Annotated in this window: 8 protein-coding genes and 2 pseudogenes; 6 read left to right on the top strand and 4 right to left on the bottom strand. The window is 66.4% G+C overall.

The features are described from left to right. Positions 1-4: 4 nt before the first annotated feature. Both AC1DSO_RS15280 and AC1DSO_RS15275 read right to left on the bottom strand, forming a co-directional pair. Positions 5-919: a 2-dehydro-3-deoxygalactonokinase gene (locus tag AC1DSO_RS15280; protein ID WP_477069627.1), complete on the bottom strand. Its 915-nt coding sequence runs from the start codon at positions 917-919 to the stop codon at positions 5-7. Continuing rightward, positions 919-2,655, bottom strand: a complete 1,737-nt coding sequence (locus tag AC1DSO_RS15275; protein ID WP_477069626.1) for an IlvD/Edd family dehydratase — start codon at positions 2,653-2,655, stop codon at positions 919-921. Before AC1DSO_RS15275 ends, AC1DSO_RS15280 begins: the two co-directional genes overlap by 1 nt. Before the next feature lie 331 nt (positions 2,656-2,986). Here AC1DSO_RS15275 and AC1DSO_RS15270 point away from each other — a divergent pair, with 331 nt between their 5' ends. The 4 genes and pseudogenes from AC1DSO_RS15270 (at position 2,987) to AC1DSO_RS15255 (ending at position 12,388) form a co-directional block, all read left to right on the top strand. Next, a complete protein-coding gene (locus tag AC1DSO_RS15270) occupies positions 2,987-5,923 on the top strand; it encodes a TonB-dependent receptor (RefSeq protein ID WP_477069625.1) in 2,937 nt (978 codons plus the stop codon). Positions 5,924-6,018: 95 nt separating this feature from the next. Next, positions 6,019-7,536: a tryptophan halogenase family protein gene (locus tag AC1DSO_RS15265; protein ID WP_477069624.1), complete on the top strand. Its 1,518-nt coding sequence runs from the start codon at positions 6,019-6,021 to the stop codon at positions 7,534-7,536. 354 nt (positions 7,537-7,890) lie between these two features. Further along, positions 7,891-9,534, top strand: coding sequence for a GH35 family beta-galactosidase (locus AC1DSO_RS15260; protein WP_477069650.1), 1,644 nt, complete (start codon positions 7,891-7,893; stop codon positions 9,532-9,534). Further along, a pseudogene (locus tag AC1DSO_RS15255) lies at positions 9,435-12,388 on the top strand (glycoside hydrolase family 31 protein). Before AC1DSO_RS15260 ends, AC1DSO_RS15255 begins: the two are co-directional and overlap by 100 nt. Before the next feature lie 10 nt (positions 12,389-12,398). Here AC1DSO_RS15255 and AC1DSO_RS15250 read toward each other — a convergent pair. Both AC1DSO_RS15250 and AC1DSO_RS15245 read right to left on the bottom strand, forming a co-directional pair. Then, positions 12,399-12,513, bottom strand: a pseudogene (locus AC1DSO_RS15250) (hypothetical protein); the annotation flags it as partial. 33 nt (positions 12,514-12,546) lie between these two features. Further along, complete coding sequence (locus AC1DSO_RS15245) at positions 12,547-13,446, bottom strand: LysR family transcriptional regulator (RefSeq protein ID WP_477069623.1); 900 nt, start codon at positions 13,444-13,446, stop codon at positions 12,547-12,549. 141 nt (positions 13,447-13,587) lie between these two features. On the opposite strand from AC1DSO_RS15245, the gene wrbA reads away from it, so the two are divergent. Next, a complete protein-coding gene (wrbA, locus tag AC1DSO_RS15240) occupies positions 13,588-14,187 on the top strand; it encodes an NAD(P)H:quinone oxidoreductase (RefSeq protein WP_477069622.1) in 600 nt (199 codons plus the stop codon). A 609-nt stretch (positions 14,188-14,796) separates the two neighbouring features. After that, the coding region (locus tag AC1DSO_RS15235; protein ID WP_477069621.1) for a flagellin N-terminal helical domain-containing protein at positions 14,797-15,002 on the top strand (206 nt) is incomplete at its 3' end.

Raw genomic sequence — 15,002 nt, 5'->3', positions numbered from 1 at the left:
AGCGTCACTTCTGTTGAGATCTGGAAATCGCCGACAGCCCGGCGAGCACGGCCGCGTCGCCACCGACAGTGTTCGTCGCGACGCCGACCTTGGCCAGGGCGTGGGCATAGAGGTCACTGAGGGCGCCGGCGCCGATTACGGTCACGGCGTCCATGGGGCCGAACCAGTCGCGGGCGGCGGCGACGTCCGCGCCGATCAGCAGGCCCGAGAGAAATCCCATCGCGTCGGCCGAGGACATGTCCTCGAGCAGCTGGCGCGCGCGCGTCTCGAACATCAGGTGAGTCAGGCGTTGGGCGCCATGTTCGGCGATCCGCGCCAGACCTTCCGCGAAGCCCTCGGCCGAGCCGTCGGCCTGGGATCCGCCGCCGGCGGCCAGGGTCGAATGCTGTTTCAGCAGGGCGAAGGTCTCGCCGACCGGGGCGGTGACGAAGCTCATGATCTTGCCGTCCTCGACCACGGTCCACTTGTTGTGGGTGCCGGGCAGGACGAGCAGGTGGCGGCCGGTCCGCAAGGCCTCGTCCAGGGCCAGGGCCCCGAACACCTGGGTCTCCTCGCCGCGCATCACGTCGGGACCGCCCAGCGGGTTCGCGCAGGACAGGCCCGGGACGATCGTCACCGGCAGGCCGGCGGCCTCGATGCGGATGGTCTTGTCGGCCACTGCGACCGGGTCGGCCGGGCAGGCGGCATAGGGCGCTTCCACCCAGCCGATGCGCGAGCCGACCATGCCGCACAGCAGGGCTCCGGTCGGGCCGGCCTCGCGCCAGTCGCCGACCAGGTCCAGGAAGGTCTTTTCCGGCGTGTCGGTCAGGGCCGAGACCCCGGGGCCGTCGCGGCGATGGATCACGCTCTTGCCCTGGCGCAGCCAGAGCCTCAGGCGGGAGGTGCCCCAGTCGCCGACGATCACGACGTCCTGGTCCATCAGTGGCTCTCGCGGGTCACGACCGAGCCCGAGGCCCCGACCAGGAAGTCGAGGTCAGCGCCCTGGTCGGCCTGCAGCACGTGGTCGACATAGAGCTTGGCGTAGCCGCGCGTGTATTTCGGGGCCGGCCGGTCGGCGCGCCAGGCGGCCAGGCGGCTTTCCAGCTCGCCCTCGCTGATCGCCAGGTTGAGCACACGGCTGGGGCCGTCGAACACGATCTCGTCGCCGTCGCGGACCACGGCCAGCGGGCCGCCGGCGTCCGACTCGGGCGAGACGTGCAGGATCACCGCGCCATAGGCGGTGCCGCTCATCCGGGCGTCGCTGATGCGCAGCATGTCCTTGACGCCCTTTTCCAGCAGCTTGCGAGGCAGCGGCATGTTGCCGACCTCGGGCATGCCCGGATAGCCCTTGGGACCACAGCCCTTCAAGACCAGGATCGAGGTCTCGTCGACATCCAGGTCCGGGTCGTCGATGCGGGCGCGGAAGTCTTCGATGGTCTCGAACACCACGGCCTTGCCGCGATGGCTGAGCAGTTCGGGTGACGCGGCGCTGGGCTTCATCACCGCCCCGCCGGGGGCCAGGTTGCCGCGCAGCACCCAGATGCCGCTGTCGGGCTTCACCGGCGCGTCCATCGTGCGGATGACCTCGGCGTTGAACACCTCGGCGCTCTCGTACTGGGCGCCGATCCGGTGGCCGGCGACGGTCGGGGCCTCGGGGTCGAGCACCGCTTCCAGCTGTTTCATCACCGCCGGCAGGCCGCCGGCGTAGTGCAGGTCTTCCATCAGGAACCGGCCCGACGGCTGCAGGTCGACCAGCAGCGGCACGTGGCGCGACAGGTGGTCGAAGTCTTCGAGGTCCAGCTTGACGCCCAGGCGGCCGGCCAGGGCCAGCAGGTGGACGACGGCGTTGGTCGAGCCGCCGATCGCGGCGTGGACGCGCAGGCCGTTCTCGAACGCCGCGCGGGTGGCGACCTGAGATAGCGTCCGGCCCTGCTTGACCATGTCCACGATCACGCGGCCGGTCTCGTGCGACATCGCCCGGCGACGGGCGTCCACGGCGGGGATGGTGGCGTTGTAGGGCAGGGACAGGCCCATCGCCTCGACGATGGCGGCCATGGTCGAGGCCGTGCCCATGGTCATGCAGGTGCCCGGCGAGCGGCTCATGCCGCTCTCGGCCGACATGAAGTCGGCCAGCGACATCTCACCGGCCCGGACGGCCTCCGAGAACTTCCAGACGTCGGTGCCCGAGCCGATGTCCTTGCCGCGGAACTTGCCGTTCAGCATCGGACCCGAGGAGACGACGATGGTGGGCAGGTCGACGCTGGCCGCGCCCATCAGCTGGCCCGGCGTGGTCTTGTCGCAGCCGCCCAGCAGCACGACGCCGTCGATCGGATTGCCGCGGATCGACTCCTCGACGTCCATCGACAGCAGGTTGCGGAACAGCATCGCCGTCGGCCGCATCTGGGTCTCGCCCAGCGACATGGCGGGGAACTCCAGCGGCAGGCCGCCGGCCTCCCAGACGCCGCGCTTCACGTGCTCGGCGATCTCGCGCAGGCCGGCGTTGCAAGGGGTGATTTCCGACCACGTGTTGCAGATGCCGATCACCGGGCGGCCGTCGAAGACGTCGTCGGGAAGCCCCTGGCTCTTCATCCAACTGCGATGGATGAACCCGTCCCGATCCAGCTTGCCGTAAGTGCCGCCGCTGCGCAGGCGCTTGCCCGCGTTCCCGTCGCTCATAATCCGTCCCTAACGCCGGCCGCAGGGACCGATCCGCATCGTGTTAGTCGCCATTTATAATATAATAATGATCGACGCAATGTCGGGGGAAAGATGGAAGCGCTTCCGGTTTTCCCAAGCGTGAAACCGCCAATTTGCAACCGTAGCTTAGGGGTGTGGCGGAAAAATCGCGTTTCGCCGGTGAAATGATAGCGCTATCAATTTCGCCTTGAAGGTCGCAATTATACGATTATAGCTACCGATATGGAGCACGCGGCGCCAGCCGCCGCACGTCACCGGACGCCCTAGAACGGACCGGGACGGCTCTCAAACAGGGGGAAGGGAACCGGCCATGCAGCGCCTCAATTCGTCTCATCGCAAATTCATGCTCGCTGGCGCTTCGGCGCTCGTGCTCTGCGCTGCCGCGCCGGCCATGGCGCAGGCGCAGACCCAGACCGCGCCGAAGGAGAACGACGTCGTCGAAGAGGTGGTGGTCACCGGCCAGCGCGCCGCGATCCAGTCGGCCCAGAAGCTCAAGCAGAACGCAGAGCAGCTGGTCGACTCGATCACCGCCACCGATATCGGCGCCCTGCCGGACCGTAGCGTCACCGAGGCCCTGCAGCGCGTCTCGGGCGTCACCATCGGCCGCACGTCGGACGGCCGCGACGCTGACCGGATTTCCGTCGAGGRCAGCGGCGTGCAGGTTCGCGGCCTCAGCTGGGTCCGCGGCGAACTGAACGGCCGCGACAGCTTCTCGGCCAAGGCCGGCCGCACCCTGAGCTTCGAAGACGTGCCGCCTGAGCTGATGTTCGGCGTCGACGTCTACAAGAACCCGTCCGCCGACATCATCGAAGGCGGCGTGGGCGGCACCGTCAACCTGCGCACCCGCATGCCCTTCGATTCCAAGAAGCGCATCGTGGCCTATTCGCTCGACGCCAGCTGGGGCGACCTGGCCAAGGAATGGCAGCCGAGCGGCTCAATCCTCTACAGCGACCGCTGGGACACCAAGTTCGGCGAGCTGGGCTTCCTGATCGACCTGTCCGACTCGAAGCTGAGCAGCCGCACCGACACCATGTCGGTCGATCCGTACAACGTCCGCACCAACCTGGTTCCGGGCAAGACGGTGTATGTCCCCGGCGGTTATGGCTATCGCAGCCTGGACTTCGAGCGCGAGCGCAAGGGCATCGACGCCGCCCTGCAATGGCGCCCCAACGAGCAGTGGGAGGCCACCCTGCACTTCCTGCGCTCGTCGGCTTCGCAGGCCTCGACCGAGCGCGCCAACGGCTTTAATCCCGGCACGAACAATGGCCCGATGGCTGGGACCAGCTTCACCTATAATGATACCGGCCACTTCGTGAAGGGCACGATGGCCGACTCGACCGGCGGCACGAGCCTGGGTTCGTCGCTGATCGACACCCGCTTCGCCGATCGCAGCTCGGTGACCTCGGACTACTCGCTGAACGTGAAGTACAATCCGAACGACAAGTGGTCGTTCACCGGCGACATCCAGTACATCTACGCCAAGACCAAGACGGTCGATAACACCGCGTTCAACGCCCTGAACGGCTCGACCCTGCCGGCCACCCTGGACCTGACCGGCGATCTGCCCAAGATCACGGCCAACAACGATAAGGCCTTCCTGGCCAACCCCGCCAACTACTACCTGCAGGCGGCGATGGATCACCACGATCGCAACGACGCCGCCGAGTGGGCCGAGCGCTTCGACGGCAACTATGACTTCGACGAAGGCAGCTGGCTGAAGTCGTTCCGCTTCGGCGTCCGCCACACCTTCCGTCAAGCGACCACCCGCGAGACCGCCTACCGCTGGGACTCGGTGGCGCCCAGCTGGTCGGCGACGGGTCCGATCACCGCGCTGAAAGAATACCAGGGCAATTACGGGGTCTTCGCCTTCGACAACTATTTCCGCGGCAAGACCACGCTGCCGGCGGCCTTCGTGATGCCGAGCGCGGCGTTCGTGAACAACTACGGCGCCAACTCGGTCGTGCTGGGACAGATCGCGGCGGCGAACGGCGGCGGCTGGCGTCCCTTCAACGGCGACTTCGAGGACCAGTCGCAGTTCGGCGGCAAGGGCAGCACCAACCACCAGAAGGAAGAGACGCTGGCGGCCTACGGCCTGCTGCGCTTCGGCCACGATGTCTCGCTGTGGGGCGACGAGCGCGAGATCGACGGCAACATCGGCCTGCGCGTCGTCAAGACCGAGAGCAAGAGCCAAGGCCTCCAGGTCTTCACGGCGAACAACGGCAGCACCAGCTCCGACCTCCCGGCCGCCGACCGGGCGTTCGCGAACGGCGCCAAGAGCCCCTTCAACGGCGGTCGCGACTATGTGAGCGTCCTGCCCAGCCTCAATGTACGCCTGAAGATCACCCCGGACATGTTTGTCCGCTTCGCGACGGCCAAGTCCATCGTCCGTCCGGACTTCCAGCAGCTGCAGCCGAACTACACGATCAGCGCCACCAACGGCTATATCACCGGCGGCGTCTGCTCGAGCAGCATCCCTAGCGGTCTCCAGGCCAACTGCGTCTATCGGTACGCGGCCAACGCCGGTAACCCGGACCTGAAGCCGATCCGCTCGACCCAGTACGACCTGACGTACGAGTGGTACTTCAATCCGACCGGCAGCGTGACAGCGACGGTGTTCTATAAGGACATCTACAACTTCATCGCCAACAGCCCGACCAACCTCAGCTTCACCAACAACGGCGTGACCCGCACGGCCTTGGTGACTCAGCCGTACAATGCCGGCCACGGCAAGGTTAAGGGCTTCGAAGTCGCCTACCAGCAGTACTATGACTTCCTGCCCGGCGCGCTGCGCGGCTTGGGCCTGCAGGCCAACTTCACCTATATCGACAGCAAGGGCACGCAGAACGGGTCGGCCAACCCCTACGACAACACGCAGATCACCAACAGCGCCGCTGTGGACCTGCCGCTCGAGGGCATGTCGAAGACCAGCTACAACATCGCGGCGCTATATGATCTGGGCAAGGTCTCGGCGCGGCTGGCCTACAACTGGCGTGAGCGCTACCTGCTGACCACCACGGCCGCGAACATCAACATCCCGGCCTGGTACGACGACTACGGTCAGCTGGACGGCTCGGTGTTCTATACCATCAACGACTCGCTGAAGATCGGCTTCCAGGCGGCGAACCTCGGCAACAGCAAGACCAAGATCCTGGTCAGCTATCCGGGGCGGCCCGAAGAGGGTCTGACGGCCCACAACTGGGTCACGGCGGATCGTCGCTACTCGATCGTCCTCCGCGGGACCTTCTAGGCGGCGACCTTAGACACCCCTACACCTGTCATCCCGGCCAGGCGCGCCGCGCGTTGGGCCGGGATGACAGCGCTTCACACTCCGACGAGACGCCCATGGCCGCCCAACCCTATCGCAAGTTCGTGGTGGTCGGCGGCGGCACGGCCGGCTGGATCGCCGCGGCGACCCTGATCCAGGCCCTGAAGGGCCGCGTCGCCGAGATCGAGCTGGTCGAGTCCGAGGAGATCGGCACGGTCGGCGTCGGCGAGGCGACCATCCCGCCGATCCAGTTCCTAAACCAGGTGCTGGGCATCGACGAGTTCGACTTCATCAGGAAGACCCAGGCGACCTTCAAGCTGGGCATCCAGTTTCGCGACTGGGGCAAGCTGGGCGACCAGTACTTTCACCCGTTCGGCGCCTATGGCGAGGCCTTCGAGGGTGTCGGCTTCCATCACTACTGGCTGCGGCTGCGCGCCCAGGGCGAGGGCGGATCGCTGGACGACTACGCCATGGCCACCGTAGCCGCGCGACTGGGCAAGTTCGCCGTGCCGCCCAAGGAGCTGCCGCCGGGCGTGCCGGGCATGGGCTACGCCTACCACTTCGACGCCGGGCTCTACGCCAAGTACCTGCGGGCCTATGCCGAGGCGCGGGGCGTCAAACGCACCGAGGGCAAGATCGCCAAGGTCGAGCTGCGTCCGGAAGACGGCTTCGTCTCGGGCCTGACCCTGGCCGACGGCCGGCGGGTCGAGGGCGACTTCTTCGTCGACTGCTCGGGCTTCCGCGGCCTGCTGATCGAGCAGGCCCTGGAGGCCGGGTTCGAGGACTGGTCCCACTGGCTGCCCTGCGACCGGGCCCTGGCCGTGCCGTGCGAGAGCGTCTCGCCGATGACGCCCTATACGCGGGCGACGGCGCGGGCCGCCGGCTGGCAGTGGCGCATCCCGCTGCAGCACCGGATCGGCAACGGTCACGTCTATTGCAGCAGCTTCATCAGCGACGATGAGGCCGCCAAGGTGCTGATGGAAAGCCTGGATGGCAAGCCGCAGGCCGACCCGCGTCCGCTGCGCTTCACCGCCGGCCGCCGCAAGAAAAGCTGGAGCAAGAACGTCGTCGCCCTGGGCCTGGCCGGCGGGTTCATGGAGCCCCTGGAATCGACCAGCATCCACCTGGTGCAATCCGGCGCGATGCGGCTGCTGTCGCTGCTGCCGCTGGGCGGCCACGACCCGGCGGCCGAGCTGGAATACAACCGCCTCACCCAGATCGAATACGAGCAGATCCGGGACTTCATCATCCTGCACTATCACGCCACCGAACGGACCGACTCGCCGCTGTGGAACCACTGCCGGACGATGACCATCCCCGACAGCCTGGGTCACAAGATCGAGCTGTTCCGCAACCGCGCCAAGATCGCGCGCTTCGACGACCAGCTGTTCGCCGAGCCCAGCTGGCTGGCGGTGTTCCTGGGCCAGGGGATCGCGCCGCGCGACTACGACCACCTGGCCGATGTGCCGGCCTATGCGGACGTGGCCAACCGGCTGCACGGCATGGGTCGGAAAATCGCCGGCATCGCCTCGGGCCTGCCCAGCCATGACGCCTTCATCGCCGCCACCTGCAAGGCCGATCCGCTGGCCTCCTAGGACCGTCCGAGCGCAAATGACAACGCTATCAAATCCGCTTGCTGGTCTGAATAATGTGATTATACTCAGACAAGCTCAGCCGGGCCGGGGCCATTACCGGATCGGCGGCATGGAGCGGGTCTCATCGCCCTTTCCGTGCTTCGCGCGGCAACCTCTCCCCGAGGCCGCGCGGCGTCTTTTCCCGCGCATCGTCACCTGCGGCGGTGCGCGGATTTTTTTGACCGATGAGAACCGTGGCTCTGGACCTGTCAACGCCGCTCTGCGGGGCAATAGTCCGACAAATAAAACTGGTAGCGCTACCACAATAGCGCTCGATAGACGGGAGGAGGCGGAACGGTGATTTCACGCTTCACTATGGCTTTGGGGGCGGCCCTCGGGGCGGCCTCGATTCTCGCCACTGGCTTGGCGACGAGCGCCGCCGCGGCCGATCGCGAAACGCCGCGCCTGGTCGCCAAGGATGGTCGCCACGCCTTGATGGTCGACGGCGCGCCCTGGCTGATGCTGGGCGCCCAGGTCAACAATTCCAGCGGCTGGCCTTCGCAGATGCCCAAGGTCTGGCCGGCGATCGAGAAGATGGCCGCCAACACCGTCCAGGTCCCGATCGCCTGGGAGCAGATCGAGCCGGTCGAGGGCAAGTTCGACTTCTCGTACCTCGACCTGCTGCTGAACCAGGCCCGCGAGCACAAGGTGCGACTGGTTTTGCTGTGGTTCGGCACCTGGAAGAACTCCTCGCCGTCCTACGCCCCCGAATGGGTCAAGCTGGACGACAAGCGCTTCCCGCGCCTGAAGAAGGAAACTGGCGAGCGCTCGTATTCGATGTCGCCGCTGGCCCAGTCGACGCTGGACGCCGACCGCAAGGCCTTCGTGGCCCTGATGACCCACCTGAAGGCCAAGGACGCGGCCGACCGGACCGTGATCATGGTCCAGGTCGAGAACGAGACCGGCACCTACGGCACCGTCCGCGACTTCGGTCCCGCCGCCCAGAAGCTGTTCGACGGTCCCGCGCCGGCGACCCTGGTCAAGGCCGTGGGCGCCAAGCCCGGGACCTGGGCCCAGGCGTTCGGCAAGGATGCCGACGAATACTTCCACGCCTGGTACATCGGCCGCTTCGTCGACCAGGTCGCCGCGGCCGGCAAGGCGGTCTATCCGCTGCCCATGTACGTCAACGCCGCCCTGCGCGATCCGATCAAGCCGGGTGAGCCCAAGAGCTATTCGGCCGGCGGCCCGACCGACAACGTGCTGGACGTCTGGAAGGCCGCCGCGCCTTCGATCGACCTGATCGCGCCCGACATCTACATGAAGGAGTCGGTCAAGTATTCGGCGGCCCTGAACCACTACAAGCGGCCCGACAACGCCCTGCTGGTGGCCGAGACCGGCAACGACCAGGTCTATGCCCGCTACGTGTTCGAGGCCCTGGGCAAGCAGGCCATCGGCTTCTCGCCGTTCGGCATGGACTATACCGGCTACGCCAACTTCCCGCTGGGCGCGGCCAAGCTGGACGAGACGACGGTCGAGGCCTTCGCCGCCAACTACCGCCTGCTGGGCGGCATGGCCCGCGAGTGGGCCAAGCTGTCGTTCGAGGGCAAGGTGTTCGGCGGCGCCGAGCCCGACGACCGCGCGCCCCAGTCCGCGACCCTGGGCGCCTGGACCGTGACCCTGCGTTACGGCAAGTGGCAGTTCGGGGCCTCGGACTGGGCCTGGCTGAAGGACCGCCCGCCCGGCCCGCAAGGTCCCGACGGCGGCGGTGTCGTCGCCCAGCTGTCCCCCGACGAGTTCCTGGTCACCGGCCGCAACGTCCGCATCGAATTTGGCCGCGCCGCTTCCGACTCTAAGGAAAAGGGGGACGGCAAGGCGATGATACTGGCCCGGGTCGAGGAAGGTCACTTCGAGAACGGCCAATGGGTCTTCGAGCGTCTTTGGAACGGCGACCAGACCGACTACGGCCTCAACTTCACCGGCGGCTCGCAGATCCTGCGGGTCAAGCTCGCCACCTACTGACGGAAGCTCGCCAATGCGTATTCTCGCCCTCTCCGCTTTCAGCCTCGCCCTGCTGGCTTCCACCTCGGCCCTTGCCCTCGACGGCGGCTTCGAGAAGACCGCCGACGGCGTGGTCGTCACCCCGGCCTCGGGCCCGGCTAAGAAGATCCGCCTGCAGGTGATGAACGACCGGACGATCCACGTCACGGCCTCGCCCACCGATGCGATCGACGTTCCGCCCAGCCTGCAGGTCGTCGCCCCGCCGAAGACCTCCGGCTTCACCGTCGAACAGACGGCCGGCAAGGTGGTGCTGAAGGCCGGCAAGGCCACGGCGGAAGTCGCCCTGGCCACCGGCGCGGTGTCGTTCAAGGACGCGGCCGGCAAGACCGTCCTGGCCGAGCAGGGCCGCCAAGCCTTCAAGCCCCTGACCATCGACGGCAAGGGCTTCTACGCCGTCAGCCAGCGATTCAATCCGTCTACGGATGAAGCCTTCTACGGCCTGGGCCAGCACCAGAACGGCCAGATGAACTACAACGGCCAGGACGTCGAGCTGGCCCAGTACAATCGCGACATCGCCGTCCCGTTCGTGCTGTCGACCCGCAACTACGGCCTGCTGTGGGACAACAACGGCATCACCCGCTTCGGCGACCCTACGCCCTACGCCCTGGCCTCGCGCGACTTGAAGATCTTCGACGCGGCCGGCAAGGCCGGCGGCTTCACGGCCAAGTACTACCTCAAGGGCGAGCTGAAGCTGACCCGCACCGAGGCGGACATCGACTACCAGTACCTGGACGATCTGCCCAAGTGGCCGGCCGAGCTGACCGGCGCCGACAAGAAGCCGGTCAAGGGCGCGACCGTGGTCTGGGAAGGCTTCGTCGAGCCCAAGACCAGCGGCGTCCAGAAGTTCAAGCTGTACTCGTCCAGCTATGCCAAGCTCTATGTCGACGGCCAGCTGAAGATCGACCGCTGGCGGCAGAACTGGAACCCGTGGTTCCACAACTTCACCGCCCCGATGAAGGCCGGGACCCGGCACAAGGTCCGCGTCGAGTGGGATCCTAACGACGGCTACGTCGCCCTGCTGCACAACGACCCGATCGCGGCCGCGCAGCAGAAGTCGCTGACCCTGACCTCGGACGTGGCCCACGCCATCGACTACTATTTCGTCTCCGGCGACAATCTCGACCAGGTGGTCAGCGGCTATCGCGAGCTGACCGGCAAGGCCGAGGCGATGCCGCGCTGGGCCTATGGCTTCTGGCAGAGCCGCCAGCGCTACGAGACCCAGGACCAGATCGTCGGGGTGCTGAAGGAGTATCGCGACCGCAAGCTGCCGATCGACAACGTGGTGATGGATTGGCGCTACTGGAAAGACGACAGCTGGGGCAGCCACAAGTTCGACGAGACCCGCTTCCCCGACCCGAAGAAGATGCTGGACGACGTCCACGGGATGAACGCCCACTTCATGATCTCGATCTGGCCGAAGTTCTACCCGACGACCCAACACTTCAAGGAGCTCGACGCCAAGGGCTTCATGTACAAGCGCAATATCGAGCAAGGCGCGCTGGACTGGGTCGGCCCCGGCTATCTGAACTCGTTCTATGACCCCTATACTAAGGAGGCGCGCGACATCTACTGGCGCCAGGTCAAGGACAGTCTGAAGGGCTTCGGCGTCGACGCCTGGTGGATGGACAGCGACGAGCCGGACATGCACTCCAACCTCGACATCCCCGAGCGCACCCTGCGCATGGGGCCGACGGCGATCGGTCCGGGCGCGGAGTTCTTCAATTCCTACCCGTTGATCCACACCACCGGGGTGTTCGAGGGCGAGCATCAGCTGAACCCGGACAAGCGCACCTTCATCCTGTCGCGCTCGGGCTTCGGCGGCATCCAGCGTAACGGCGTGGCGCTGTGGAGCGGCGACGTCGTGGCCCGTTGGGACGACCTGAAGGACCAGATCTCGGCCGGGGTGAACCTGTCGATGGCGGGCGTGCCCAACTGGACCACCGACATCGGCGGCTTCTCGGTCGAGGATCGCTACCTGAACAAGGAGGCGGCCCACTGGCCCGAATGGCAGGAGCTGAACCTGCGCTGGTTCCAGTTCGGGGCCTTCAGCCCGCTGTTCCGCAGCCACGGCGAGGAGCCCTTCCGCGAGATCTGGAATCTCGCCGACAAGGGGACCGAGGTCTATAACAGCCTCGCCTGGTACGATGAGCTCCGCTACCGGCTGATGCCCTACACCCTGACCCTGGCGGGCGAGACCTATCACCGCGACGGCAGCATCATGCGCGGCTTGGTCATGGACTTCCCGAACGACCTGAAGGCCCGGGACGTCAATGACGAGTACCTGTACGGCTCGGCCTTCCTGGTCGCCCCGGTGACCAGCTTCAAGGCCCGCTCGCGCGAGGTCTACCTGCCGGCCGGCGCGACCTGGTACGACTTCGAGACTGGCAAGGCCCATGCCGGCGGCCAGACCATCAAGGCCGAGGCCCCGCTGTCGCGGATGCCGCTGTTCGTGAAGGCCGGCGCGATCGTGCCGACCACCGACGTCCAGCAGTATGTTGGCGAAAAGCCCGACCTGCCGATCACGCTGGTGATCTACACGGGCAAGGACGGCAAGTACGAGCTGTACGAGGACGACGGCCTGTCGATGGCCTACAAGCGCGGGGCCTATAGCCGCATCCCGATCGCCTTCGACAACGCTACGGGTCGGGTCACGATCGGAGCGCGCTCGGGCAAGTTCGACGGCATGGTCGACAAGCGGACGTTCAAGATCCGCTTCATCGGCGCGGGCGCCAAGCCGACCGACTTCGACGCGGCGGCCGACGCGACCGTGGACTACGCCGGCGAGCCGGTGGTGGTGGTGAGGAAGAAGTCCTAACTGAAACTCCAAACACCGTGTCATCCCGGAAGCCTCGCAGAGGCTGTCCGGGACCCAGGGGCCGGCGCATCGCGGTTGCCCCTGGATCCCGGCCCTCCGCGCTCCGCGCTCCGGCCGGGATGACACGGTTTAGTTTGCTAGGGTGGTGTTGGCCGCCCTTAGTCCGCTTGCGCCCCGAACCGCCCGATCAAAAACCCCGTCGCCGGGCCCGGCGGCGTGTCCCCTCGGTAGATCGCGTGCAGCGGATAGCGCGCCTCGACCAGTTCGGGCATGTCCAGGCGCTTCAGGCGGCCCGCCGCCAGGTCCTCGCGGACCATGGGCTCGGGCATGTTGCCCCAACCCAGGCCCTCCTTCAGCAGGATGTGCTTGGCGCCCAGGTCGCCCAGCCGCCAAGTGTGGGCGCTGGCGACGGCGAAGTCGCGGCCCTCGGTCAGCTTGGAGCGGTCGGTCAGGACCAGCTGGGTGTGGCCGCGGCCCGCGCCCGGCGGGTTGGGACCCTGGGCCAGCGGATGGTTGGGCGCTGCCACGGGGATCAGCAGGGTCGAGCCGATGGCGATGGTGACCAGCTCGTCGCCGCCGTTGACCACGTCCAGCGGCCCGGCCACGCCCAGGGTGGCGCCGCGGTCCAGCACCATCTGGGTCACCGCGCCCAGGCCTTCGACATGCAGGCGCAGGGTGACGGTCGGGAAAGACTCGCGGAAGGCCCGCAAGGCGTCGACCACCCGGGCCGCGGGCAGCATGACGTCCAGCACCAGATGCACCTCGGCCTCCAGGCCCTGCAGCAGGCCCTTGGCCTTGGCCTTCAGGTTGGCGACGTCGCCGGCGATCACCCGGGCCTGGGCCAGCACCACCTTGCCGGCCTCGGTCAGGACCGGGGTCTTGGCCGCGGCGCGGTCGAACAGGGCCAGGCCCAACTGGGCCTCGAGATTGGCGATCGCGTAGCTGACCACCGAATTGGCCCGGTTCAGCCGCCGCGCGGCGGCCGCGAACCCGCCCGCCTCGACGATCGCGAGAAAGACGGTCAGCTGGTCCAGGGTCGGGGTTCCGGGTTCGCTCATCTCAGCTCGTCATCGTTCGAAATATCAGAACGTAATAGACGATTTTATTCGGATATCGCGCAAGCCAAACCGGCGCCAAAACCCTCCTCAACGACGGGGACGCGACGTCCTCGCCTTTGATCTCAAGGCAAGGAGGCCGTCATGGCCAAGGTTCTGGTTCTCTACTATTCGTCCTACGGCCACCTGGAGACGATGGCCAAGGCCATCGCGGAAGGCGCGCGGGAAGCCGGCGCGACCGTCGACATCAAGCGCGTTCCGGAAACCGTTCCGGAAGCCGTCGCCAAGGGCGCGCACTTCAAGCTCGACCAGGAAGCCCCGATCGCTTCGGTCGAGGATCTGGCCAATTACGACGCCATCGTCGTCGGCGCCCCGACCCGCTTTGGCCGCATGGCCTCGCAGATGGCCGCCTTCTTCGACGCCGCCGGCGGCCTGTGGGCGCGCGGCGCGCTGCACGGCAAGGTCGGCGGGGCCTTCACCTCGACCGCCACCCAGCACGGCGGCCAGGAGACCACCCTGTTCTCGATCATCACCAACCTGCTGCACTTCGGCACGACGATCGTGGGCCTGGACTATGGCCACGCCGGCCAGATGACTCTGGACGAGGTGACCGGCGGCAGCCCCTACGGCGCGACCACCATCGCCGGCGGCGACGGTTCGCGTCAGCCCAGCGAGAACGAACTGGTCGGCGCCCGCTACCAGGGCCGCAAGATCGCCGAGACCGCCATCAAGCTGCACGGTTGATCCAAGTCACAACGCTGTAGGCCGGCCGCTTCCCCGCGACCGGCCATCGAGAGGCCGGCCGGTTCCTTTCCCCTCCCGGGAGCCGGTCGGCCTTTTCTTCGTTGAGTTAGGAAAAGGAGTCTCTCGATGCGTCGTCGGTTCAGTTTCCTGTTCGAGCTCTGGAAGGCCCTGGTCTTCGTCATGACCCTGCGCGCGGTCGCCAAGCCCTATCGGTCGCGCCGCCTATATCTGGCCGGTCGCTGAGCGCTGGCTGTGCGTTCGGTCGGGTGCTTGAGCCCTTCCGCGCAAGGGTTTCGGCCCTGCCGCGCGAGCGTCGGCGCGCCGGAATCGCCTAGACTCTCCGCGGGTCAATCGCGCTGAATCAAGTGAGTCTGCGCGGGCAAAGAGTTGCAGATTAGTTGTGCCATTTTGAGACAATGACGACTCTTTGTCAGGTCGAATTTGTGCTTTCTGCTCATTTGATCATTAACAAAATAGTTCCTTATCTTAAGCATGCGGCATTATTTCCTCAACGAAGTAGAAAGCTAAAGCTTGGATACTGGCTGTGGGTAAAATGCCCACCGGCCGTCAAAACGACGCCGGAACACCTCGAATAGGAGTTGTTTCGTTATGGCGCTGAACAGCATCAACACGAACGCTGGGGCCCTGATCGCCCTGCAGAACCTGAACTCGACGAACGCCGAACTGCAGACCGTCCAACAACGCATCAATACCGGCAAGAAGGTCGGTAGCGCCAAGGACAACGGCGCCATCTGGGCGATGTCCAAGAACCAGACCGCCACCGCCAACAGCATGAACGCCGTGAAGGACTCGCT

It is taken from the genome of Caulobacter sp. P4_E5, assembly GCF_056401555.1.
The sequence above is the reverse complement of the archived record's forward strand: the minus strand, read 5'-3'. Positions and strand labels throughout refer to the sequence as shown.

What these genes read in the sequence shown, in the direction of transcription:
- AC1DSO_RS15265 (WP_477069624.1), top strand. Translation starts at nt 6,019, where the DNA reads ATGGCCGCCCAACCCTATCGCAAGTTCGTGGTGGTCGGCGGCGGCACG.
- AC1DSO_RS15275 (WP_477069626.1), bottom strand. Translation starts at nt 2,655, where the DNA reads ATGAGCGACGGGAACGCGGGCAAGCGCCTGCGCAGCGGCGGCACTTAC.
- AC1DSO_RS15280 (WP_477069627.1), bottom strand. Translation starts at nt 919, where the DNA reads ATGGACCAGGACGTCGTGATCGTCGGCGACTGGGGCACCTCCCGCCTG.
- AC1DSO_RS15245 (WP_477069623.1), bottom strand. Translation starts at nt 13,446, where the DNA reads ATGAGCGAACCCGGAACCCCGACCCTGGACCAGCTGACCGTCTTTCTC.
- AC1DSO_RS15260 (WP_477069650.1), top strand. Translation starts at nt 7,891, where the DNA reads ATGGCTTTGGGGGCGGCCCTCGGGGCGGCCTCGATTCTCGCCACTGGC.
- wrbA (WP_477069622.1), top strand. Translation starts at nt 13,588, where the DNA reads ATGGCCAAGGTTCTGGTTCTCTACTATTCGTCCTACGGCCACCTGGAG.